The 22,754-nt window shown below is 47.3% G+C and carries 20 protein-coding genes; 9 read left to right on the forward strand and 11 right to left on the reverse strand.

The window, feature by feature from the left end; all coding sequences use genetic code 11:
* The first annotated feature begins 228 nt into the window (after window positions 1–228).
* The 8 genes from NQ565_RS03475 to mutS all read left to right on the forward strand — a co-directional run bounded on the left by NQ565_RS03475 (window position 229) and on the right by mutS (window position 9,298).
* A complete protein-coding gene (locus NQ565_RS03475; RefSeq protein ID WP_005655796.1) occupies window positions 229–1,377 on the forward strand; it encodes a toxin-antitoxin system YwqK family antitoxin in 1,149 nt (382 codons plus the stop codon).
* Window positions 1,370–2,107, forward strand: a complete 738-nt coding sequence (locus tag NQ565_RS03480; protein ID WP_005655797.1) for a hypothetical protein — start codon at window positions 1,370–1,372, stop codon at window positions 2,105–2,107. The genes NQ565_RS03475 and NQ565_RS03480 overlap by 8 nt, the downstream gene beginning before the upstream one ends.
* 27 nt (window positions 2,108–2,134) lie before the next feature.
* Window positions 2,135–2,653 (forward strand): hypothetical protein, encoded by a 519-nt coding sequence (locus NQ565_RS03485; RefSeq protein WP_005655799.1) that lies wholly within the window; start codon window positions 2,135–2,137, stop codon window positions 2,651–2,653.
* Window positions 2,654–2,689: 36 nt separating this feature from the next.
* The gene (locus NQ565_RS03490; protein ID WP_005652161.1) at window positions 2,690–3,040 is read left to right on the forward strand and encodes an ISAon1 family transposase N-terminal region protein; all 351 of its coding nucleotides are present in this window, start codon (window positions 2,690–2,692) and stop codon (window positions 3,038–3,040) included.
* Between the two features lie 10 nt (window positions 3,041–3,050).
* Window positions 3,051–4,055: an ISAon1 family transposase gene (locus NQ565_RS03495; RefSeq protein WP_040315496.1), complete on the forward strand. Its 1,005-nt coding sequence runs from the start codon at window positions 3,051–3,053 to the stop codon at window positions 4,053–4,055.
* 103 nt (window positions 4,056–4,158) lie between these two features.
* Entirely contained in the window at window positions 4,159–4,617 is a 459-nt protein-coding gene (locus NQ565_RS03500; RefSeq protein WP_231292988.1) for a hypothetical protein, read from the forward strand.
* Window positions 4,618–4,631: 14 nt separating this feature from the next.
* A complete protein-coding gene (locus NQ565_RS03505; RefSeq protein WP_040315928.1) occupies window positions 4,632–6,272 on the forward strand; it encodes a tetratricopeptide repeat protein in 1,641 nt (546 codons plus the stop codon).
* 410 nt (window positions 6,273–6,682) lie between these two features.
* On the forward strand, window positions 6,683–9,298 hold the full coding sequence (gene mutS / locus NQ565_RS03510) for a DNA mismatch repair protein MutS (RefSeq protein WP_005655808.1): 2,616 nt from the start codon (window positions 6,683–6,685) through the stop codon (window positions 9,296–9,298).
* Between the two features lie 187 nt (window positions 9,299–9,485).
* Here the strand turns inward: mutS and lgt are convergent, their stop codons facing one another.
* The 8 genes from lgt to polA all read right to left on the reverse strand — a co-directional run bounded on the left by lgt (window position 9,486) and on the right by polA (window position 19,800).
* Window positions 9,486–10,397 (reverse strand): prolipoprotein diacylglyceryl transferase, encoded by a 912-nt coding sequence (gene lgt, locus NQ565_RS03515; RefSeq protein WP_040316042.1) that lies wholly within the window; start codon window positions 10,395–10,397, stop codon window positions 9,486–9,488.
* 151 nt (window positions 10,398–10,548) lie between these two features.
* Window positions 10,549–11,493, reverse strand: coding sequence for a ketopantoate reductase family protein (locus tag NQ565_RS03520; RefSeq protein WP_005655811.1), 945 nt, complete (start codon window positions 11,491–11,493; stop codon window positions 10,549–10,551).
* A gap of 25 nt (window positions 11,494–11,518) precedes the next feature.
* On the reverse strand, window positions 11,519–12,397 hold the full coding sequence (locus NQ565_RS03525) for a virulence RhuM family protein (RefSeq protein WP_005655812.1): 879 nt from the start codon (window positions 12,395–12,397) through the stop codon (window positions 11,519–11,521).
* 157 nt (window positions 12,398–12,554) lie between these two features.
* Window positions 12,555–13,658: a redox-regulated ATPase YchF gene (ychF, locus tag NQ565_RS03530; RefSeq protein WP_005655814.1), complete on the reverse strand. Its 1,104-nt coding sequence runs from the start codon at window positions 13,656–13,658 to the stop codon at window positions 12,555–12,557.
* A 55-nt stretch (window positions 13,659–13,713) separates the two neighbouring features.
* Entirely contained in the window at window positions 13,714–14,340 is a 627-nt protein-coding gene (locus NQ565_RS03535) for an HD domain-containing protein (RefSeq protein ID WP_005655816.1), read from the reverse strand.
* Window positions 14,341–14,444: 104 nt separating this feature from the next.
* Window positions 14,445–16,100 carry an IS1182 family transposase gene (locus tag NQ565_RS03540; RefSeq protein ID WP_005656266.1) on the reverse strand — a complete coding sequence of 552 codons (1,656 nt, stop codon included), beginning with the start codon at window positions 16,098–16,100 and terminating at the stop codon, window positions 14,445–14,447.
* Between the two features lie 180 nt (window positions 16,101–16,280).
* Entirely contained in the window at window positions 16,281–16,664 is a 384-nt protein-coding gene (locus NQ565_RS03545; RefSeq protein WP_005655821.1) for a DUF3836 domain-containing protein, read from the reverse strand.
* Window positions 16,665–16,941: 277 nt separating this feature from the next.
* Window positions 16,942–19,800: a DNA polymerase I gene (polA, locus tag NQ565_RS03550; RefSeq protein WP_005655823.1), complete on the reverse strand. Its 2,859-nt coding sequence runs from the start codon at window positions 19,798–19,800 to the stop codon at window positions 16,942–16,944.
* A gap of 86 nt (window positions 19,801–19,886) precedes the next feature.
* Between polA and NQ565_RS03555 the strand changes: the two genes are divergently transcribed.
* Window positions 19,887–20,861: a polyprenyl synthetase family protein gene (locus NQ565_RS03555; protein ID WP_005655827.1), complete on the forward strand. Its 975-nt coding sequence runs from the start codon at window positions 19,887–19,889 to the stop codon at window positions 20,859–20,861.
* 150 nt (window positions 20,862–21,011) lie between these two features.
* Here NQ565_RS03555 and deoC read toward each other — a convergent pair whose 3' ends face one another.
* Genes deoC through dtd form a run of 3 tightly spaced genes read right to left on the reverse strand, consistent with a single transcriptional unit; the run spans window position 21,012 to window position 22,691 of the window.
* A complete protein-coding gene (gene deoC / locus NQ565_RS03560; protein ID WP_005655828.1) occupies window positions 21,012–21,914 on the reverse strand; it encodes a deoxyribose-phosphate aldolase in 903 nt (300 codons plus the stop codon).
* Window positions 21,904–22,239 (reverse strand): nucleotide pyrophosphohydrolase, encoded by a 336-nt coding sequence (locus NQ565_RS03565; RefSeq protein ID WP_005655830.1) that lies wholly within the window; start codon window positions 22,237–22,239, stop codon window positions 21,904–21,906. Before NQ565_RS03565 ends, deoC begins: the two co-directional genes overlap by 11 nt.
* The gene (gene dtd, locus NQ565_RS03570; protein ID WP_005655832.1) at window positions 22,239–22,691 is read right to left on the reverse strand and encodes a D-aminoacyl-tRNA deacylase; all 453 of its coding nucleotides are present in this window, start codon (window positions 22,689–22,691) and stop codon (window positions 22,239–22,241) included. The genes NQ565_RS03565 and dtd overlap by 1 nt, the downstream gene beginning before the upstream one ends.
* Window positions 22,692–22,754 lie beyond the last annotated feature (63 nt).

Raw genomic sequence — 22,754 nt, forward strand, 5'->3', positions numbered from 1 at the left:
GCTTTGAAAAATTATAACGTATATTTTTATTGATATATAAATATACCCTTGCATACCTCTTTGTATATCATGATAATGAGTTGTAAAATAAATATTTATCGGGTGTGAAGTATCCCGTAATTATACCCCTTGTCCGTTTTCTTATTCAGTACCTATCTTTTATTTTTGTCCTATAGGCCCGTTGGTGCGTTATACGACTGTTTTCAACTTTTATAAAAAGTAATAATTATGGATAAAAAGAGTAGGATTTTGAAAGAAAAAGCTATGAAGAAATGTGTGGCATTGATTTCTTTTCTGATGTTTCTGCCTGTTATGGTACAGGCACAGAAGGAGTATCCGATTGAACAGGTATCGGCTATCAATGTGGGTGACGGACGTATTCTTTTTCGTGACCTGAAAACAGAAAAACCCTTGAACGGAGACCACCGCATCATAGACGGTTATCACTCTGCTTATATACAGGCTGAATTTAAGGACGGTTTTTACAACGGCAAGTATGGAGAGTATGAATACAACAAGCTGAAATGCGACGGTACATACAAGGACGGCAAGAAAGACGGCGTATTTAAGATGTACGATAGCGAGGGGCGTGTGCAGGAAGAGAAGTCCTATAAGGACGGCAAGCTGCACGGCGCCCATAAAACCTATTTTACTACCGGCAAGGTAGAGCGCGAGGTGAACTACCGCAACGGCAAGCAGGATGGAAAGGATATGGTTTATGAGTGGGACGGTACGTTGCGCAGGGACCATACTTATAAGGACGGTAAGCAGGTAGGCAAACAGTTTACTTTCCTGAAAGGGACGTACGAACTTTATGAGACGGAATATTATAATGAATACGGCATGAAAGACGGTGAATACTCCTCGATGTTCACTTTCGGGCAGCCGCATATTCTGGGGCATTATAAGAACGACCAAAAGGACGGCCGGTGGATTGAAATTGCCGAAAGTGGCGATACATTGTCAGTGAAGACCTACGTCAACGGCAGGGAAGAAGGACTGCATATATCGTATGACCGTAATACGGGCGCCCGCAGCCGTGAATTTTACCTGAAAGCCGACCGTAAGGACGGGCTTTATCGCGAATATAATCCTGGCAATGGAGAGCTTGTTTACGAAGCGACCTACCAACACGGCCGTCTGCATGGTAAGGAGCGCCGGCTGATTGTTACCAACCGTTATGATTATTGGGAAATATCCACTTATGTAAACGGGCGGAAAACCGGACTGTTCGAATCGCGTTACGTGAAGAACGACGCCGTTCGTGAAACGGGCGAATACCTCAACGGCAGACGTGTAGGCCGGTGGAAAATGTATGACATAGACGGTAAGCTGGAAAAAGAGTGGGAAGAAACAAAACAGTACCGGGATGAATGAGATACGCTATCCGAAAGTGCTTGTCGTTTTGTGCTGTCTGGCATTGCATATTGCAACCTTGTCGGCGCAAAATGACAGTGTAAGATTCTTTAATGAAGTAGATACGTCTTTTTGCAAAGTGCATGTGGGGCAGGATGTCCGGGTCGGCTATTACAGTACCGGAGAGATTTACGACATGTCCGTTCCCCGGTGGGACGACTGTGAGGCGGAGCTGGTGTCGGGCCCGCATTCTACGCGGTCGTCAAGGACTTCTTTTGTAAACGGCAAGCAGGAGAATCTTTCACTCCACGGAAACTATTACATAGTCCGTTTCAAGAAAGCCGGTTGGGTTACTCTGCCTTCGGTACGGGCCATGACAGGAGGGAAGATGCGTACCTGCTCTACGATGAAGGTCTGCGTACTTCCTGCAGAGAATATAGAAGAAGTGGTCTGTAGTGTCAGTACCGAGCCTGAAACACTCCGGCCGGGAGAAGTCTTTAAATTCGTCCTGACCTGCAACCGCCATCCCGATGAGAGCAGACCCGAACTGGAGCATCCCGGTATCAGGCAACTGTCGTTTTCCACCCGGTATAGCAAGAAGGACGGGAAAGAGGAGTATGCGTTTGTGTACAGAATGGAAGTGGTACGGTCCGGAAGCAATATCATCAGAGTCAGGAAGTTGACCTTCGGCGGTACGGACTATCCGATAAAACCTTTTTTGCTGAAAATAGACGGTGAGACCTATTTGTAGGAAACCGGCTGATAACCGTACTGCCATATGAGTAGGAAAAAGCAAAGATTGAAGCACACACCCGGACAGCGGTGCCATGAGGAAAGCATACGGGCGGAATCTGCCGGGCGAAAGGGCAGGATTGCTTTGTGGAAGATTGCAGTTCCGGTGATAATCGTACTGTTTTTGCTGCATTGCCGTGCCTGGCATCCGGAAGAAGCATGGTTGCTGCGCACGGCTTTTTCAACGGGCAGCTATCAAAGTCTGAATGCGGTTGTCGCTTCTGTTCTGTTCGTTATCGGCATGGGGGGCCGGATGCTGTATGTGTATCTCTGTTGCGGCCGGGACGAGAAGAAAGGAGCAAGGCGGCTGGGGAGAAACATGCTTTACGGTTTGTTCTGGGGGGTAGGTTTGTCGGCATTGTGTACGAATGTGGTAGTCGTTTCTCTCTTTTGGCTGAATGCGTGCTTTACTTCCGCCGATAAAACCTGCGACTATAGGATTATAGCCGCCAAGGTGCACGACCGTAGGCCTAAATCCGGCTCAGCGGAAATATCTGGTTGGTAAGTTTTAAAATTAGCTATCTTTGCTTACCTTTGTTTTATGAAACCCGCACAACTCCTTCGTGCCATCCTTCCGGATGTGCTTATAGACAACTTTGATATTGTCAATTTCGACAAGAGTGCTGACCGTTTTGATATTTATCTTGATGAAAAAAAAGTTCAACTAAAAGAAGATAAGATCAATCCGGATATCATATCCTATGGTTTTGGTGAGTATCGTACAATCCAAGACTATCCTATTCGTGGTCGCGCCACTTATCTCCATGTTCGTAAACGTAAATGGCTTGACAAATCTTCCAATGAAATCTTCAGTTATGACTGGGATTTATCCGAATTTGACGGTACACGGCTCAATTCTGAGTTCGTCTCTTTTTTAAAAGAAGGAGATTGAATCTACTCCTGTGAGCATCAGTGTGCTTGCGGAACGTTATGGCGTAAAAGGGCAGACTCTTCGTAAACAATACAAGGAGAAAATCAGTGATTACCGGAACTGGGATCAGCTCGAACATGCGCATGACTATCTCCTTTATCCTGAAAATATTGGAGAAAAGCTTTCTTTGGATGAAACTTGCCTGAGCAATGGAGATGTTTATACGATTCTGACCAATAAAGCAGCTAAAGGTCGTAAGGGTGCTTTAGTTGCAATAGTTCGTGGAGTGGCCACAGATGCGGTAAGCGGAATCTTGCGCAGGCTTCCGCACCGGAAACGGCTGTCTGTCAAGACTGTCACTACAGATTTATCTTCAGCCATGATGCTGACAGTCAGAAAGGTGTTTCCTGCCGCAAAGCTGATCAATGACCGTTTTCATGTACAGCAGCTCATGTCTGAAGCTGTTGACCAGTTAAGAATACGCTATCGGTGGAAAGTACTTGATGCGGAAAATCAGGCTATCAGGGAGCATCGCCAAAAGAAGAAAGAAACAAAGAGTAAGGCGGAAAGGGAAAGAATAGGGAAATGGGAACCTGAAAGAATGGAGAACGGAGAAACCCTGTCACAGATAGTAAGCAGAAGCAAGCACATTATACTGAAACACTGGAGCAAATGGAATGAACAGCAAAAGACCAGGGCTGCCATTCTCTTTGATAAATTCCCCAAGCTTCTGGAAGGATACAGCCTTAGCATGAAACTGACAGACATCTTCAACAAGAAGTCAGGTCTCGATGAAGCAAGGCTAAATCTCGCAAGATGGTACAATGAAGTGGAAAAGTTTGACTATATGGAGTTCAACAAGGTACTTGATACGTTTTCAAACCATAGTACGACCATCATAAATTATTTTGAAGAACGATTGACAAATGCTTCAGCGGAGTCGTTCAATGCTAAAATCAAAGCTTTTCGAAGCCAGTTAAGAGGGGTGGCTGATCTGAAATTCTTCATGTTCAGACTGGCTAGGCTATACGCTTAAAAGAAAGCTTGCCAACCGGGGAAATCCGCTGACCCCTAAATCCCGTTCTTCGCGCTATTCCGCTTCCTGGCTGCTGAATACCTTTTCGTATGGCGAACTGTTTGTGGAAGGAGACCGGTACACATGTGTCAATGTGTCGCCCCGCATGGCACGGCAGTTTGAAGGTTCGGAACGTGTTTACCTGAAAATAGACCTGGCGGACGGTTGGCTGGGCTGGGGAGTAGTCAAGGGAATACATCCGGTGGCAACCGTGTATCCGCAGCCGCAGGATGAAATCCGTTATTCTGCCGGTGCGCAGGCCGGGGTGGCAGCGGGTTCGTCCGGGCAGGTTAAAAAGAAGCACACTTTTCTGTATACATGGCAGGATATTCATATATTTGCTAAACTGCGTGGCATAAATCTGTCGGACACGGCACATGTCAGTGTAAACCGTTATGTGGATGCAAGCCGGGATATGCCGTTATGGGAGATTGATGTACGCGACTCCGTGCAGCCGGATAAAGTGAGGGTAATACTTGTGCACGGGGAAACCGGTGAAGTGGTAATGGATTCTTATGAATGACAAATTTTGGAACGATGAGGTATAAACATATAATTTCGGTTGTTTTGTGGAGTATGTTTCTGGTAGCGTGCGGTCCCAACCGCCGGGTAGCGCTGGCGGAAAAACTGATGGCGGAGAAAGAGACGGACAGTGCTATCGCCGTGATGCAGGAAATCAAAGAGCCGCAGAACAACCTTACCGACCGCGACTATGCGCTCTACGCTTTATTATTGTCCGAAGCCATGCACCGGAAACAGCAGTTGAATGCGGAAACCGATACATTGCTGCTGCCGGCCATCAAATACTTCAGTGAGTCGGGAGATTCTCTGTATGCCGAACGGGCGTTGTACTGCAAAGCGCATCTGGACAGGCGGCTGTACCGCATGAAGGATGCCATGCAGTCTTTTCTGAAAGCCTTGCTTTTCCTGCAGGGAAGCGGCAATGACGAGCAGCTCTACAGGGTCAATACATGGCTGGGAGTCGTCTGCCTGAACCAGGAAGAGTATGAGGGCAAGATGCGCTATTCCAAAGAGGCGTTGAAGGCGGCGTTGAGGATGGACAATCTGTTTTACAAGAACCTGGCGTTGTGCGATATCGCCACCGGCTATTACTTTCTGAACAGGCTGGACAGCGCCCTTTATTATGCACAGGCCGTCTATGATGCGGCAATAGCGGATTCCCTGCCGTCGCAATTACCTCATGTATATACCGATTTGGGCAGTATCTATGCCAAAATGGGAGAGAACGGAAAGGCACTGGAGTATATAGACAAAGCTATCGGGTTGCGTCCCCGTAAAGATACCCTTGCCATTCTCGGCCTGTATGCCGATAAGGTGGATTTGTTCGGGAAGCTGGGGCAGTATGACTCCGCTTATCATTATTTCCGGAAAGTCGTTGCCAGCCCGAATTTGGCAACACAGGCAGATGCCTATAACCATATGTCCGGAGCGTATTATAAAATGGGACGGTGCAATGAGGCATACTCTCTTCTGCTGCGTTTTACGGAACTGGCGGACAGCGTGAGGAAGCAACGCCATACGGCGGAAGTCATTGCGTTGCAGGAGCTTTACAAGCACGAGCAACTGTCCGTGGAGAACCTTTATTGGCGCACTCAGGCCGCCGAAAGGCAGAGCAATGTATATCTGATGGCTACCTTGTCCCTATTGTCGCTGTGGATAGCAAGTACCATTTATTTCTTTTATTGGCGCAACCGCCGCCGGCTGGTGGAGCAGCAGCACCAGCTTGCCAGTCAGCAGGAAGAATTGCATCATCAGCGGCAAGTGACTACCGAGAACTTGCAGCGTATGGCCGAAATGGAGCAGAAGGAAGCCCGGCTGAAGGAGACTTTCTTCAGAAGGCTGAACCAGCGTATCGTTCAGGAGATAGAGAAGGGGAGCAATATCCTTCTTTCGGACGATGACTGGGAAGACATTGTGCAGAACGCGGACATTATTTTCGATAACTTCACCAGGCGGCTGCAACAACACTATCCTGCTTTGAATAAAGAGGATTTGCGCTACTGCTGTATGGTGAAGATGCAACTGTCACAACTGGAAATGTCGCAAATCATGCATCTGGAGAAAGATTCGGTAAAGAAGCGCCTGAAGCGTATTCGTATGGAGAAGATGAAAGCGGACAGCGGTGTGACGCTCGAGGAACTTTTGCGCCGGTTTTAGCGGTTGAAGCCGGACATGCGCGGGCGTTGCGGATGTATGAACCGGACGTACGGGCATAAAAAAAGGAGTACCGCTGTACTCCAACCTTTGTTAACCTTAAATCTAATACTATGAAAAACACAGTGCAAAGGTACGGACTTTCGGGAAATTTCCAAATAAAGCAAATAAAAAAGTGTGTTTTATAACATGTTTTAGCAAAAATGCCGGCTTTGTTAAGGCTTGCTAAGGATTGAAACCCTTTACATACGTATTTTCTAAAAAAGGATTATCTTTGTGACATTAATCAATGAACACAGAGATACGGTGGCACAGAGTTGCTTGTGCAGAGCGTCTGCTTCATGAAACCGGGAGTTCATACCGTTAAAAACTCTGCGCCACCGTGCTTCTGTGTTCCGCAAAGATATACCTGTATGCACGAAGATATTGTCCTTACCCCGATGATGAAGCAGTTTCTTGAGTTGAAGGCAAAGCACCCCGATGCGGTCATGCTGTTTCGTTGCGGCGACTTCTATGAAACTTATTCCACCGATGCCGTCCTGGCTTCTGAAATATTAGGCATTACCTTGACTAAGCGCGCCAACGGCAAGGGAAAAACGATTGAAATGGCAGGCTTTCCCCACCATGCGCTCGATACGTATCTGCCCAAACTGATACGTGCGGGCAAGCGCGTAGCCATTTGCGACCAGTTGGAAGATCCGAAGCTCACCAAGAAACTGGTGAAACGCGGTATCACCGAATTGGTAACGCCGGGCGTATCCATTAACGACAATATACTGAATTACCGTGAAAACAACTTCCTCGCCGCTGTTCATTTCGGTAAAGGCGCCTGCGGGGTGGCGTTTCTGGATATCTCCACCGGTGAGTTTCTGACCGCCGAAGGCTCCTTTGACCATATAGACAAACTGCTGAACAACTTCGCCCCGAAAGAGGTGCTGTTTGAGCGTGGCCGCCGGGGAATGTTCGAAGGCAATTTCGGCAGCAAGTTCTTTACGTTCGAGCTGGACGACTGGGTGTTTACGGAAACCACCGCCCGCGAAAAACTGCTGAAACACTTTGAAGTGAAAAACCTGAAGGGGTTCGGCGTGGAGCATCTCAAAAACGGTATCATCGCTTCGGGGGCTATCTTGCAGTACCTCATTATGACGCAGCATACGCAGATAGGGCATATCACTTCGCTGGCACGTATAGAGGAAGATAAGTACGTCCGTCTGGATAAGTTTACGGTGCGCAGCCTGGAGCTGATGGGCAGCATGAACGACGGCGGCAGCAGCTTGTTGGATGTGATAGATAAAACAATCAGCCCGATGGGGGCCCGCCTGCTGAAGCGTTGGATGGTATTCCCCCTGAAGGATGTGAAGCCCATTAACGGACGGCTGGACGTGGTGGAGTATTTCTTCCGGAAACCTGAGTTCAAGGGAGTGATTGAAGAGCAGTTGCACTTGATAGGCGACCTGGAACGCATTATCTCCAAAGTAGCCGTAGGACGTGTTTCTCCCCGCGAGGTAGTCGCTCTGAAAGTGGCCCTGCAGGCTATTGAACCGATTAAGGAAGCCTGTATGGATGCCGATAACGCCAGTCTGAACCATATCGGCGGACAACTGGACATCTGCCGTTCCATCCGCGACCGCATCGAAAGGGAAATCAACAACGACCCGCCGTTGCTTGTCAATAAAGGCGGTGTGATAAAATCCGGCGTGAATGCCGAATTGGACGAGCTGCGCCGGATAGCCTATTCCGGCAAGGACTATCTTTTGCAGATACAGCAGCGGGAGAGTGAGCTTACGGGCATTCCCAGCCTGAAAATCGGCTATAACAATGTGTTCGGTTACTATATCGAAGTGCGCAACGTGCACAAGGATAAAGTGCCGCAGGAGTGGATTCGCAAGCAGACACTGGTCAATGCCGAGCGTTACATTACGCAGGAATTGAAAGAATATGAGGAAAAGATACTCGGCGCCGAGGACAAGATACTGGTGCTGGAAACACAGCTTTATGCAGAGCTGGTGCAGTCCTTGAGCGAGTTTATTCCTGCCATTCAGACCGATGCAAACCAGATAGCCCGGCTGGACTGCCTGCTGTCTTTTGCCACCGCAGCCCGCGAAAACAATTATATCCGTCCCGTAATCTCCGACGACGAGGTGCTGGAGATACACCAGGGACGTCATCCGGTCATCGAGAAGCAGCTTCCGATAGGCGAGAAGTATGTAGCCAACGATGTGATGCTGGACAGCAGTACGCAGCAGATAATCATCATTACCGGTCCCAACATGGCGGGTAAGTCGGCATTGCTCCGTCAGACCGCCCTGATTACGCTTATGGCGCAAATCGGCTGTTTCGTTCCGGCGGAAAGCGCGCATATCGGTCTGGTGGACAAGATATTCACCCGTGTGGGAGCCAGCGACAACATCTCCGTGGGCGAGTCTACGTTTATGGTGGAGATGAACGAGGCGGCCGACATCCTGAATAACCTTTCTCCCCGCAGCCTGGTGCTTTTTGACGAGTTGGGGCGCGGTACTTCCACCTACGACGGCATCTCCATTGCCTGGGCCATTGTGGAGTATATCCACGAACATCCGCATGCCAAGGCGCGTACGCTCTTTGCCACGCACTACCATGAACTGAACGAAATGGAGAAATCCTTCAAGCGCATCAAGAACTATAATGTATCGGTGAAGGAAATCGACAATAAGGTCATTTTCCTGCGCAAACTGGAGCGCGGCGGCAGCGAGCATTCCTTCGGTATCCATGTAGCCAAAATGGCGGGTATGCCCAAAAGTATCGTGAAACGCGCCGGTGATATATTGAAACAGCTTGAAAAGGACAACCGCCAGCAAGGCATCGCGGCCAAGCCGATGGTTGAAGTGGGAGAGACGCTCGGCGGCATGCAGCTCAGTTTCTTCCAGCTCGACGACCCGGTGTTGTGCCAGATACGCGACGAGATACTGAACCTGGATGTGAACAACCTGACACCGCTCGAAGCGCTGAACAAGCTGAATGACATCAAGCGGATAGTCAAAGGAAAGTAACCTGCGACGTAAGTCGGGTTTCAAAGAATAAAACAAAAAATTTCTCCTGAGGGAACGGTTTGTTTCCCCGTGAGAAACTCTTTGTTTCACGTAGTGGAACAAGAAGTATCAAGGCATGGAACTTTCAGTTTCCTTAGGTGGAACTGTCGGTTTCATGCCTTGATATTTTTTTATTGTTGCGGAGTTCTTATTTTCCTGCCGTTTTCTTGCCATGGAAACACATGAAGTACACTCCGATAAGTATGAATGGAATGCTGAGCCATTGCCCCATATTCAGCGTCATTGCGCTTTCAAAATCCACCTGATCCTCTTTCAGAAACTCGATGAAGAAGCGGAATACGAATATTTCAGTCAGGCAGAGGCCGAAGAAGAAACCGCGGTGATAGGGTAGGGTAGCGTCGGTTTGCATTGCGGTGGACTTGGCTTTGGTGGTGCTGAAGTCCGTTTTGAGCTTGTTTTCCTGCTGCTTTTGTCCGCGCCTGTACAAGTAGACCATGCCCAGGAAGAAGATGAAGTAGGCGATTGCCTCGTAGAGCTGTGCCGGATGGCGGGGTAGCATATCCACCCGTTCAAAGACGAAAGCCCAGGGCACATCGGCCGGCTTGCCGATAATCTCGGAGTTCATCAGGTTGGCAAGGCGGATGCAACAGGCAGTGACAGGTGTGGCTACGGCTATCATGTCCAGCACATCCATATAGTGCATCTTGGTTTTGCGGCAGTACATCCAGAGGGCGATAATCAGTCCCAGCGTACCGCCGTGACTGGCAAGCCCTTCGTAGCCGGTAAACTTCCAGCCGCCGTCCGGCAGGAACTTCACGGGAAGTATCATTTCCCAGAAGTGATTCAGGTAATAATCCGGCTGGTAGAACAGACAGTGCCCCAGTCTCGCTCCTATCAGGATGCCGAAGAAGCAGTAGAAGAACAGCGGTTCGAATGTCTTTTCGTCGATTTTCCGGTCGTGGTATTGGCGGTGTACTATTACGTAGGCAAGAGCAATACCTACCACCCATAACAGGCCGTAATACCGGATTGGAAGGCTGCCGAAAAGGTTGAACAGTTCCGGGTTGGGATTCCAGTTGATAGAGAGGAGAGTCAGCATATTCATAAGCAATTTAAGTTAGTTTATATCTTTGTTTTCGTCCTTCGGAGCGTAGCGCAGAATCTGCTCTTTTTATGTATTGCACGGAAGAGGTTCTGCGCTACGCTCCGGAAGATGAAACTGTATAAGATGGTGAGGCAAAGGTATAAAATTATTTGAATTTCTCCGCTACCATTCTGTATGTAGGGATGTCGATATTCTGTTCTTCGGCTGCCGCAATCATGTCGAAAAGCAATCCCTGCACTTCGCTTTGGTGGCCGCGCGCCATGTCTTTTTGCATGGAAGCGGTGCTTTCGGGGGCAAGTTTGTCGATTACCTTGAGGTTGTACGCTACGATGTCTTCCTCGAACCCGATGCCCAGTTTCCGTCCCAAGGCCGCGCTTTCTTGCGAAAGCCCGATGAAGGTGTCGCGTACTTTGCCGGGCTTCTGCACTTCGCCCATAGGCACGTCGTAGTAAGCTCCGGTAACGGCCATGGCCGAGATGAAAGACCATTTGACGAAGGTGTCGCGGTTGATGTCGGGAGATATGTCGGCCTTGATGCCGCTTTCCTGCAAATCCCGCTGTATGGCTGCCAATGTTTCACGGGAAACAATGGTGTCTTTGTGTGCCCCGTAAACCAACCGGAATATCTTGCCCATTTGCGTGATTTCGCCTTTGCCGGATACGAATCCTACGATGTAGATGCAGCCGTCCAGTACCGTGACGCCGGGAACCAGCCGCTGGATGCGCGGACCTGTGCCATGGACGTTCAGGATGGGGATTACTACCGTGTCCTTGTGTGCGGCGTGCCTGATTAATTCCGTAATGGAGTCTACGGAATAGCCTTTGACGCATACGAAAATAACGTCTGCCTTGTAAGCGTCCGCCGAAGAGGCGAGGGCGGCATATTCCTCTGCCGTATAAGCCGGAACGTCCAATGTATGCTCGCCTTTTAAATCGGAATGTAACTTCAATCCGTTTTCACGTAAGGCGGCAAGATGTCCGCCACGGGCAATACAGGTGACGTCCTTTCCGGCGAGAGCGAGAAATGCGGCTATTGAACCGCCTACACCGCCGGTTCCTGCAATGAGATACTTCAGGTTGTTATTTTTCATTTGTAGCGTATCTTTAGAAGATTAATTATTTCTGTATTTCTGTCAGCATCCTCTCAATCAGCTCTTGCGGGGAGAAATGCAGTTTTGAAAAAGCAAACCATTTTTTTCCAAGATCTTTCAAGGAAGCCCCTATGTGGAAAACTTCGGAGTCTATGATGAGGAAACGGTCATGAGACTGCTTGTATTCATGGATGGCTATTGCCGGATATTCAGCATTGTGTCGTTGCAGGTCCAATTGCAACTGTTTGGTGAGTTTGGCTGTATATACAGTAGCTTCCACTTTTTCATTTCTCTTACTAAGTATCATAAGGGTATTTTCATCAATATAATTGTCAATGAGAACAATTGTCTTTTGGGCTGATTTTATCAGATTAGAGGCGAAAACATAGGCATCGAAGATTTGTCCTTCAAAAAAGATACCTTCTACGGGTGGAAGGGCGGTACGGACAAAGAAATCTATTTTTTCTTCTATTTGCCCGATACGTTGTTCGTGTTTCGGTAAATCATTGTTTATTCTTTGCTCGATGTTGTTTAGCCGTTTATTAATCGAATATCCTCTCAGCAGGTATTCTTTTAATATTTTGTTTGCCCAACATCTGAAAGAGGTTGCATTTTTACTATTGACACGATATCCTACGGATAAAATCGCATCAAGATTATATATCTTGGTTTTATAGGTTTTGCCGTCCGCAGCAGTTAGTTCCAAAATGGAACATACTGAATTTTCTTCCAATTCATTGCTGTTGAAGATATTTTTCAGATGTTTGGTAATGGCTTGTCTGCCGGTACCGAATAATTCTGCAATTTGTGCTTGCGTGAGCCAAACTGTTTCGTTTTCTAATCGCACTTCGAGCTTGAAGGTTGTTTCTGGCTGATAAAGTACTATTTCTCCTTGCTGTTCCATAAATTTTAGGAGTAAAAAGGATGATTATTGAATTGTCTCGAAATGCCGAATTCAGCTTTATGATTGAGGATGTCGAAATTTTTGATTGCTACATCATTGGCCCTGCCCAAAACATATAGTTTGTCATTCATTTCGACATACCCTCTTCCTGTTATTTTTATACGTTGAAGCGGAAGTGCATGATGTCTCCGTCCTGCACCACGTATTCCTTGCCTTCCACGCCCAGTTTTCCGGCTTCGCGCACGGCGGCTTCACTGCCATACTTAATGTAGTCTTCGTACTTGATGACTTCTGCACGGATAAATCCTTTCTCGAAGTCGGTGTGGATAACACCGGCGCATTGCGGGGCTTTCCAGCCTTTGCGGTAGGTCCATGCCTTTACTTCCATTTCGCCGGCGGTGATGAAGGTTTCGAGGTTCAGCAGGCTGTAGATAGCTTTAATCAACCGGTTGCAACCGCTTTCTTTCAGGCCGAGGTCTTCGAGGAACATCTGCTTTTCTTCGTAAGTTTCCAATTCGGCGATGTCGGCTTCGGTCTGTGCGGAGATGATGATGAGCTGGGCATCTTCGTCTTTGATGGCCTCGCGCACCTGCTCTACGTATTGGTTGCCGGTGGCGGCGCTGGTGTCGTCTACGTTGCAGACGTAGAGTACCGGTTTCGTGGTGAGCAGGAACATCTGTTTGGCGCATTGCTCCTCGTCATCGTTCTGAGGTATTACGGTGCGGGCGCTCTGTCCCTGTTCCAATGCGTCTTTGTAGCGGAGCAGGAGTTCGTACTCTACTTTCGCCATTTTATCTCCGCCAACTTTGGCTATCTTCTCTACACGCTTGATGCGGTTTTCTACCGTATCGAGGTCCTTGAGCTGGAGTTCGGTATCGATGATTTCCTTGTCGCGCACCGGATCTACGCTTCCGTCCACGTGTACGATGTTGCCGTTGTCGAAGCAACGCAGCACATGGATAATGGCGTCGCACTCGCGGATGTTGCCCAGAAACTGGTTGCCCAGTCCTTCACCTTTGCTGGCGCCTTTCACCAGTCCGGCAATATCGACAATGTCGCATACGGCGGGCACGATGCGTCCCGGATGAACGATTTCGGCGAGTTTGGTCAGTCGCTCGTCAGGCACGGATACCTGACCCATTTGGGCGTCGATAGTACAAAAAGGAAAGTTTGCCGCCTGTGCCTTTGCACTGGACAGACAGTTGAAAAGAGTGGATTTCCCTACGTTGGGCAGTCCCACTATACCTGCTTTTAATGCCATAAATATATTTTGTTTTTTAATTATTATTCAGTTAATTGGCTGCAAAGATAGTCTTTTATCTTTTCTCTTCTTCGAACATGCGGTGAAAAATGCTTTTCAGACGCACCTCATCCGCTATGATGCTTTGCAGTTCTTTCAGCCTTTCGGCGTTCTTTGAGTCGGGAAGCCAAAGTTTAAGGTAGCCGCCGGGTGCGTATTTTTCCATCAGATGTTTGTGAAAACGTTGGTAGTGCCATGCTTCGTCCGCCGCAGGATTTTGTTTCAGTCCGTACTGTACGGTACGGCGCAGGGTGGTGTCTGTGTCGATGATACGGTCGGCTTCGGCCACGATTTTGCCGTAGATGCTGCGCGGCTCATGGTCGCTGGATGCCCGATGGTCTTCCACGGCTTCCCGCATGATTGCTATCTCCTCTTTGCCGAACCATTGCAGAAGGTTGCTGTCGGCGGCTATGATTTCTCCCGAAACAAGGTGATGCGTGGCGCGGTCGCGGCAAAGCCCTGTGTCGTGATAGGCTGCTATGGTGTAGACAAGGCGTTCGTCTGCCTGGGGGTAGAGCTTGGCAAGAGCGAGGCTTTCGTCAATGACTGTTTGTACATGCGAACGGTTGTGTGCCTTGTCGAAGTGTTCGTATCGGGGGATAATCTCCGTTTCGATGTAGTGGATAAGGTTTTGAGGTATCATGCTTCTATGTTTTTATTGGAAAGTAAAAATACAAAAAGAAGGTGTGTCGTAATGCACGATGCACCTCTTTTTTGTTCATCACTATACAAATCTGTTCATTTTCTTTAAGCTGCGATAATTCGAAGATTTCTTTGATTTATGTGTCTCCAGCATCTAAATAAAGCGACAGTAAGTTCATAAAACCATCCAATCAGCCATTTCGTATCTTCTTTTGTCAGTTTTGCACACATTTTTTTTATATTGAAGGCAATGGCTAGGAAGGCAAAGTCCATGAAGACCTTGTCCTTTCCAAAATGTCGGAAACGTTTGTAGTTCATATTGTTTTTAATTTGTCCGAACACGGCCTCCGGTTCTATGCATCTCTGCCCTCTGTGTTTCAGTCCTTTCTCAGAGCAGAGCAGTTCTTTGGCTCTCCGCTTGTATTGTCTAAGCCTATGATTCAGTTCTATCGTCCTGTTTCCTTTTGCTTTAAAACAGCGGCATCGCAGGGGACAACCTTCACACCTGACAGCTCTGTACCGTGCATTTTCGCTGACATATCCGGATGCGGTTTTCACATTCCTGGTGCCTATCCTCCGCATCCTTTGCCCCATAGGGCAGATGCAGAAGTCATGTTCTTCATTGTAGTAGAAGTTTTCGGCCTTGAACGGGGCCGGTTTGAATCTCGGCCGCTGCTCCATGTGGAAATAGTTGTACTTTACGTAGGCTTCCATGCCGTTTTCGGACATGAAGCGGTAATTCTCTTCGGAGCCATAGCCGGAATCAGCAACCACCGTATGGGCCATCCGTTCATACCTGTTTGAAAAAGATTGCAGGAAAGGAATCAGGGTCAGTGTATCCGTAGGGTTCGGGAAGAGTGCAAAATCGGTGATGAACTGATTTTCGGTGCCGATTTGAAGGTTGTAACCGGGCTTCGTCTGTCCGTTGCGCATGGCATCCTCCTTCATTCTCATAAAAGTAGCGTCCTTGTCCGTCTTGGAATAGGAATTCCTCTCTTGCAGTGTTTCCAGATGGCAGTCGTATTCCTGCAGTTTGTCCCTGTGTTCTTCCAGTTCCTTCAGCTGTTTGCGTTTCTTTTTCAGTTCAGTCTTTTCCTCTTTCGCGGATGGCTCGGAAACCTGTTCCAGTGCATGACGCAATTCTCCTGCCATTTCAGTCAGCATGGCCGGAGTGAACTCAACTTCCTCATTGTTCTCTGATGACTTCTCCTGAGCAATGACATCGTCTATCTGCCCTAACAGGACATGTATCTTCTTCATCAGGCGTTCACGGTTCCGCTCAACCGTTTTTCGCCAGACGAAAGTGTACTTGTTGGCTTTGGATTCGAGCTTTGTCCCGTCAATATATTCCACATTCAGGCTGATGAAGCCTTTGGAAGAGAGAAGAAGTACGGTTTGCGTAAACACTTCGTTAATTTCCTTCTTCACCCGGTTGCGGAAACGGTTGATGGTAATGAAATCCGGTTTCTCATATCCGGCCAGCCAGATATAATGGATGTCACGGTGAAGGAGTTTTTCAATTTTCCGGCAGGAGTAGATGTTGTTCATATAGGCATACAGAATGACCTTGAGCATCATCTTGGGGTGGTAAGGGCTGCGACCGCATTCCTTATACAGTTTTCTGAAACTTTCAAGATTCAAGCCCTCAACCAGGGCGTCAACCATGCGCACCGGATCGTTTTCTGCAATATCCTCATCAATTCTTTGAGGAAAAAGAACGGTTTGGTTGGGATTGTAAGGACGAAAATGTATCTTTGTCATAGTAAAGAACTTATGCTTAAAGATACAAAATCTTTAGGTAATAACAAAGCCCCAGCTTGTGAAAGTCGGGGCTTTGTGCGTAAAAAACAGAAGGTGTGCATTTTGACACACCTTCTTCAGTTTATGAAAAGGTTTTGGGTTATTATTAGTAGAGTATCTTTATGAGAGAAAATGAATGGATTACATATTGGGATTATCCATTGTTATTGTCATTTCAGGGATAAGAATATAGGTATTCTTCTTATTGCTCCATTTATAATAAGTAGTAGTTATGGATTTACCTTGATAGGCATAGCGGATGCACATGTCATGAGTCCATGCGTTTTTTACGGCATTCCATTTCAACGCTTCGCTTTCTGTTATACGCTTTTGGTCATCGTATTTATAATTGTACTTCATATAGTTGGCAAGCGTACTGCCATCCATCTTGTAAACAGTTTCGGCAACTTTCATTCCATTTACTTCTTCCGAATTGTAAATAAGGTTACTTTTGTTGTCTGCTGACGCATTCATTCCACACACAAAAAGAAAAGAGAATAAAATCAAAGTTTTTAAAGTTTTCATGATTTATGTTTTTTAGAGTATTACTTACTATTTTCTATCATATATTTCTTAAAAGCGGTGCAAAGGTACGAATATAATTGACATAAATAAAATATATGACTAATATTTTATCAAATTGTCAAAAACAACAAGGATGATATGCTTTCTTTTTGGAGCGGTTTGTGAATAAAAAATATCCGGCAGCAAAGGTGCCGGATATTCTGATGAGCAAACTGTATTTTAAAGCGATTGCTTCTGTTGCTTTCTGATTGTAAGTTAAATAAAGTTATCGAGCGGATTAGTGCGCTTCCAGCCAGTTCTTTCCCCACCCGAAATCGGCTTTCAAGGGTACCAGCATGCGATATGCCCGTTCCATCTCTTCGATTACAATTTTTTGTATAATCTCTTTTTCTGCCTCGGGAACGCTGAAATTCAGTTCGTCATGGACCTGTAAAATCATCTTTGCTTTCAGATTGTTACTTTGAAGGCGCTGGTAGATGAGCGACATGGCTACTTTGATAATGTCGGCAGCACTTCCCTGAATGGGAGCGTTAATGGCATTGCGCTCTGCATAACCGCGTACTACGGCATTCCGTGAGTTGATGTCGGGCAGGAAGCGCTTGCGGTGGAAGATGGTTTCTACATATCCGTTTTCGCGCGCTACCTGTATGCTTCTGTCCATGTATTCCTTGACTTGCGGGTAGGTTTCAAAATACCCGTCTATCAGTTCTTTGGCTTCCTGACGGGGAACGTTCATACGCTCCGCCAGCCCGAAGACAGAGATGCCGTAGATGATACCGAAGTTGGCTGTCTTGGCTTTACGGCGCATATCGGCGGTTACGTCATTAATATCCACCTTATATATTTTGGCGGCAGTGGCGGCATGAATGTCATAACCGCTGAGGAAGGCATCAATCATATTCTTGTCCTGGCTCAGATGTGCCATGATGCGCAGTTCGATCTGCGAGTAGTCGGCAGAGAAGAACTCGCATCCGTCATCGGGAATGAAGGCTTTGCGGATTTCCTTGCCGTCCTCGTCACGAATGGGTATGTTTTGCAGGTTCGGATTGCTTGAGCTGAGTCGTCCGGTAGCGGTTACCGCCTGGTTGAACGAGGTATGGATACGTCCCGTACGCGGATTTATCAGCTGGGGCAATGCATCGATGTAGGTACTTAGCAGCTTTTTCAGTCCGCGGTATTCAAGTATCTTACCGATGATTGCGTGTTTGTTCCGAAGGCTCTCGAGTACTTCCTCGGAAGTGACATACTGTCCGGTCTTGGTTTTTTTGGCTTTCTCTACGATTTTGAGTCTGTCAAACAACACTTCGCCTACCTGTTTGGGTGAGCCGATATTGAAGGTTTCGCCACCTGCCAGTGCATAGATTTCTTTTTCAATCTCCTGCAGGCGGAGCGTGAAATGCTCGGACGATTGTTTAAGCGCTTCCGTATCGATACGCACTCCGTTGCTTTCGATGTTGACGAGCACCGGTACGAGCGGCATCTCTATTTCGTAAAAGAGATGTTCGGCAGCGTGCTCTTTCAGTTCTTTTTCGAGTACGTTCTTCAGTTTCAGTGTAACGTCCGCATCTTCGCAAGCGTAGCGGTATACGTCTTCCGGCGGAAGGTCGCGCATGTTCTTTTGGTTCTTGCCTTTGGCTCCTATAAGTTCGTCGATGTGGATGGTCTGGTAGTGCAGATAGATTTCGGCAAGGTAGTCCATGTTGTGCCGGAGCTCCGGTTGCAATACATAATGGGCAAGCATGGTGTCGAAAAGTTTTCCTTTTACCTGTACTCCGTAGTTTTGAAGGACAATCATATCGTACTTGATATTTTGTCCTACTTTCATGGAATTTTCATTTTCGTAAAGAGGGCGGAATTCATTGACGATTTTTAACGCTTCGTCACGATTTGCCGGAACGGGTACATAGTAAGCCTGGTTTTCGGCATCACTGAAGCTCATTCCCACCAGTTCCGCTTCCATCGGTTCGGTTCCGGTGGTTTCCGTATCTATTGAGAGAATTTCTTTTGTAAGTAACTTTTGAATAATTTTCTTTCTTTTCTCTTCTGTATCAATTAGTTGATAGTCTACATCGAACATTTCTAAGCGCGTGAGAATCGAATTTTTTGCATCACCCGTCCCGTTGTCCGCAAAATTTGCAAACAAATCGCCTTGAACCGGAGCGTTGTTTCCGGAAGTTGTGCCGTCGGTGGGTTGGGCAAACAAAGTTCCCGCATAAGGATCGGGCGAAGCGGAATTGGAAGAAGAGGGAAGGGGAGAGCCTGTCTTTTTCAGGACACGGTCGATGAGGGTACGAAATTCCAGCTCTTCAAAAATCTTGCGGAGCTCTTCTTCGTTCGGCTCTTCGCGGACGAGTGTATTCATGTCGAGTTTGATAGGTACGTCCACTTTGATGGTTGCAAGGAATTTGGAGAAAGCAATCATTTCCCGGTTTGCCTCTACTTTGGTTTTAAGCGCACCTTTCAGCCGGTCGGTATGGGCAAGCAGGTTTTCGATGCTGCCGAATTCAGTCACCAGCTTTTGTGCGGTTTTTTCTCCCACGCCCGGACAGCCGGGGATGTTATCGGAAGAGTCGCCCATCAGTCCCAGCATGTCGATGACTTGCTCTGTGGACTGAATATCGAACTTCGCTTTTATCTCCTCGATGCCCATGACTTCGAATCCGCCGCTGTGTTTGGGGCGGTACATGAATACATTCTCCGACACCAGTTGGCCGTAGTCTTTGTCGGGCGTCATCATGTAAGTGACAATACCTTGTCTGCCGGCTTCGGTGGCAAGCGTGCCTATTACGTCGTCGGCTTCATAACCGGGCACTTCCAGGATAGGAATGCGGTAGGCACGGATAATATCCTTTATAATAGGTACGGAAAGGCGGATAGCCTCGGGAGTCTCTTCCCGTTGCGCTTTATATTGTTTGTAAGCCTCGTGGCGGAATGTAGGTCCCGAAGGGTCGAAAGCTACTCCTATATGTGTGGGATTTTCCTTTTTCAGCACCTCTTCCAGGGTGTTCACAAACCCCAGAATGGCGGAAGTGTTGAATCCTTTGGAGTTGATTCGCGGATTTTTGATGAACGCGTAATAAGCACGGTATATCAATGCGTAGGCATCAAGCAAGAAAAGTTTATCGGTTGAATTCATATATTTATCCTTTTTTTCATGGTAAAAGTACAAAAAAATACCGTATTAACCGTTTTATTACTATTTTTGTGCTCAAATAGCGATGTATGGACAGTATATCCCTTATAAAATCCCCGATTTCTGCGGAGTTGGAAGACTTCAAAAAGCATTTTGATAGTTGCCTTTCCAGTTCTAACCTTTTGCTGAACAGCGTGATTGCGCATATACGGCAGAAGAATGGGAAGATGATGCGCCCGATTCTGGTTTTGCTTGCGGCGAAGCTGTACAATGAGATTTGTCCGGCAACGCTTCATGCTGCGGTTGCTTTGGAGCTGCTGCATACGGCAAGCCTGGTGCATGACGATGTGGTGGACGAGAGTACCGAACGCCGGGGGCAGCTCTCTGTGAATGCCGTTTTTAATAATAAGGTGGCGGTGCTTACGGGAGATTATTTACTGGCAACGGCTTTGGTGGAAGTGGGGATGACGCGCAATTACGGCATTATCGATATTGTTTCGAAGCTGGGACAGGATTTGGCGGAAGGGGAGCTGTTGCAGCTTTCCAATGTCAGCAATCCCGAATATTCCGAGGATATTTACTTTGATGTCATCCGCAAGAAGACGGCCGTACTGTTTGCCGCATGCATGAAAGCGGGTGCGCTTTCGGTGGGAGCTGGCGATGAAAAGGCGGAATATGCACGTCTCTTTGGCGAATACATCGGTCTTTGCTTTCAAATCAAGGATGATATATTCGATTACTACGAAAGCAAGGAAATCGGCAAACCTACCGGCAATGATATGCTGGAAGGAAAGCTGACCTTACCTGCACTTTATGCCCTTAATTCAACCCGCGACAAGCAGGCACAGGAGATTGCCGCGAAAGTAAAGAGCGGAACGGCTACAACTGATGAAATAGCCCGATTGATCGAGTTTTCCAAGGCAAACGGCGGCATTGAATACGCTACGAAAGTTATGATTGAGTTTAAGGAAAAGGCGCTTTCGTTATTAGCTTCCATGGAAGATACGGATGTCAAGAAAGCGCTTGTTTGCTATCTTGATTACGTAGTGGAACGCGAAAAATAAGTTTGTTTTTTATACAATAAAGACGGAATATCTATCAAAGTTTCTTTTATATCCCGTCATTCAAAAACGAAGCGAAGAACCTTTTCTCCTTATATAGAGAGCAGGTTCTTCGCTTTGTTTTATATAACGGATATATCAACCGTATTCCTCTTAAAAGAACTTCATTTCTTCGCCTTTGATTTCCGACAGCAGGAGATTTGCCAGACGGCTGGTTCCCAAACGGAACAATCCGTTGTTCAGCCATTCTTCGCCCAGCACTTCTTTTACAATGGTGTAGTAGATGAGCGCATCGTTTACGCAGTTGATGCCGCCTGCCGGTTTGAAACCTATCTTGTTGCCCGTCAAGGCATGGTATTCCTTAATAGCCTGACACATTACATAGGCTGCTTCCGGAGTGGCGGCAGGCTGCTGTTTGCCGGTGGAAGTCTTGATGAAATCGGCTCCGGCATACATGGATAGGATAGAGGCCTTTTTGATATTGGCTGCCGTTTTCAACGCGCCGGTCTCCAGGATTACCTTCAGGTGATGCTCCTTGCAGGTGGCTTTCAGCTCCTGTATCTCATCGCACATGGTTTCATAGTCGCCGCTCAGGAACTTTCCTACGGAGATTACAATGTCTATCTCATCCGCGCCTTCCATGATTGCCATGGCGGTTTCGGCTACTTTTACTTCTATGAAAGTCTGTGAAGAGGGGAAACCTGCCGATACGCAGGCTATCTTTACGTCTTCCACTTCCAGCGTATCCTTTACTACTTCCGCAAAGTTGGGATATACGCAGATGGCCGCTACGTTCTTCAAATCGGGAAATTCTTCGTCAAACTGGTTTACCTTTTGGGTGAATTTCATGACGCTTTCATCGCTGTCCGTACTGTTGAGCGTGGTCAGGTCGATGCAGTTGAACAGGAACTTCTTTACTTCCGGAGTATTGTTTGCAGGGACTTTCTCTGCGATTATTCCGGCTACTTCCGCTGCCACTTCCGCATCATTCAAATTGGTGTTGTACTTCGCCAGAGCGGCATCGTACTTACTCTGTGTAGATTCGTTATTCTCCATGGTCGGATAATTTAGGATTATTGATATGTCTTGCCTGGTCGCGTTTGGTTTTCTTCTCGATGCTGCGTGCAAATGCTTCGGTGATGTCTACACCGGTCTGGTTGGCAATGCAGAGAAGTACCCAAAGGACGTCCGCGATTTCTTCTTCAACGTTGTCTTTCTCTCCTTCCTTAAAAGACTGGTCGCCGTATTTGCGTGCCATAACTCGTGCCAGCTCGCCGACTTCTTCGGTCAATACGGCCATATTGGTGAGCTCGCTGAAGTAACGTACTCCGTATTTTTTTATCCAGGAGTCCACTTCTTGTTGTGCTTCTTTTAACGTCATTATTCCTTGTTTTTTGTATCCATACAGATGGTCACAGGGCCATCGTTCACTAATTCTACCTTCATATCGGCTCCAAATTCGCCGGTACCTATCTCTTTACCTAATGCAAAACTCAATTCCTTGCAGAATTGTTCGTACAGCGGAACGGATATTTCCGGTTTTGCCGCCCGTATGTAAGAGGGGCGATTGCCTTTCCTGGTAGATGCGTGCAGCGTAAACTGGCTGATTACCAATATCTCACCGTCAATGTCGAGTATGGATTTATTCATAACGCCATTCTCGTCGTCAAAAACACGCAGGTTGACAATCTTTTTACACAACCAGTCGATGTCTTCCTTGCCGTCCGTCTCCTCTATGCCTACCAATATCATAAATCCTTTGCGGATGGCGGACTTACAGGTTCCGTTGATTGTGACAGACGCATGCCCGGTACGTTGTATAACTACTCTCATGTTTTAGTCCTAAAAAATTATTTTGCAGGTTGCAAAGTTACGAATAAATTCGTGATTGCCGCG

The organism is Bacteroides stercoris ATCC 43183 (genome assembly GCF_025147325.1).
Classification (GTDB): domain Bacteria; phylum Bacteroidota; class Bacteroidia; order Bacteroidales; family Bacteroidaceae; genus Bacteroides; species Bacteroides stercoris.

Bases quoted from the DNA above. Each gene is read 5' to 3' on its own strand.
- lgt (WP_040316042.1), bottom strand. From the start codon at position 10,397: ATGCTGACTCTCCTCTCTATCAACTGGAATCCCAACCCGGAACTGTTC.
- deoC (WP_005655828.1), bottom strand. From the start codon at position 21,914: ATGGAGAATAACGAATCTACACAGAGTAAGTACGATGCCGCTCTGGCG.
- NQ565_RS03525 (WP_005655812.1), bottom strand. From the start codon at position 12,397: ATGGAACAGCAAGGAGAAATAGTACTTTATCAGCCAGAAACAACCTTC.
- dtd (WP_005655832.1), bottom strand. From the start codon at position 22,691: ATGAGAGTAGTTATACAACGTACCGGGCATGCGTCTGTCACAATCAAC.
- mutS (WP_005655808.1), top strand. From the start codon at position 6,683: ATGCACGAAGATATTGTCCTTACCCCGATGATGAAGCAGTTTCTTGAG.
- NQ565_RS03545 (WP_005655821.1), bottom strand. From the start codon at position 16,664: ATGAAAACTTTAAAAACTTTGATTTTATTCTCTTTTCTTTTTGTGTGT.
- NQ565_RS03535 (WP_005655816.1), bottom strand. From the start codon at position 14,340: ATGATACCTCAAAACCTTATCCACTACATCGAAACGGAGATTATCCCC.
- NQ565_RS03480 (WP_005655797.1), top strand. From the start codon at position 1,370: ATGAATGAGATACGCTATCCGAAAGTGCTTGTCGTTTTGTGCTGTCTG.
- NQ565_RS03505 (WP_040315928.1), top strand. From the start codon at position 4,632: ATGAGGTATAAACATATAATTTCGGTTGTTTTGTGGAGTATGTTTCTG.
- NQ565_RS03520 (WP_005655811.1), bottom strand. From the start codon at position 11,493: ATGAAAAATAACAACCTGAAGTATCTCATTGCAGGAACCGGCGGTGTA.
- polA (WP_005655823.1), bottom strand. From the start codon at position 19,800: ATGAATTCAACCGATAAACTTTTCTTGCTTGATGCCTACGCATTGATA.
- NQ565_RS03540 (WP_005656266.1), bottom strand. From the start codon at position 16,100: ATGACAAAGATACATTTTCGTCCTTACAATCCCAACCAAACCGTTCTT.
- NQ565_RS03565 (WP_005655830.1), bottom strand. From the start codon at position 22,239: ATGACGTTAAAAGAAGCACAACAAGAAGTGGACTCCTGGATAAAAAAA.
- NQ565_RS03490 (WP_005652161.1), top strand. From the start codon at position 2,690: ATGAAACCCGCACAACTCCTTCGTGCCATCCTTCCGGATGTGCTTATA.
- NQ565_RS03555 (WP_005655827.1), top strand. From the start codon at position 19,887: ATGGACAGTATATCCCTTATAAAATCCCCGATTTCTGCGGAGTTGGAA.
- ychF (WP_005655814.1), bottom strand. From the start codon at position 13,658: ATGGCATTAAAAGCAGGTATAGTGGGACTGCCCAACGTAGGGAAATCC.
- NQ565_RS03485 (WP_005655799.1), top strand. From the start codon at position 2,135: ATGAGTAGGAAAAAGCAAAGATTGAAGCACACACCCGGACAGCGGTGC.
- NQ565_RS03475 (WP_005655796.1), top strand. From the start codon at position 229: ATGGATAAAAAGAGTAGGATTTTGAAAGAAAAAGCTATGAAGAAATGT.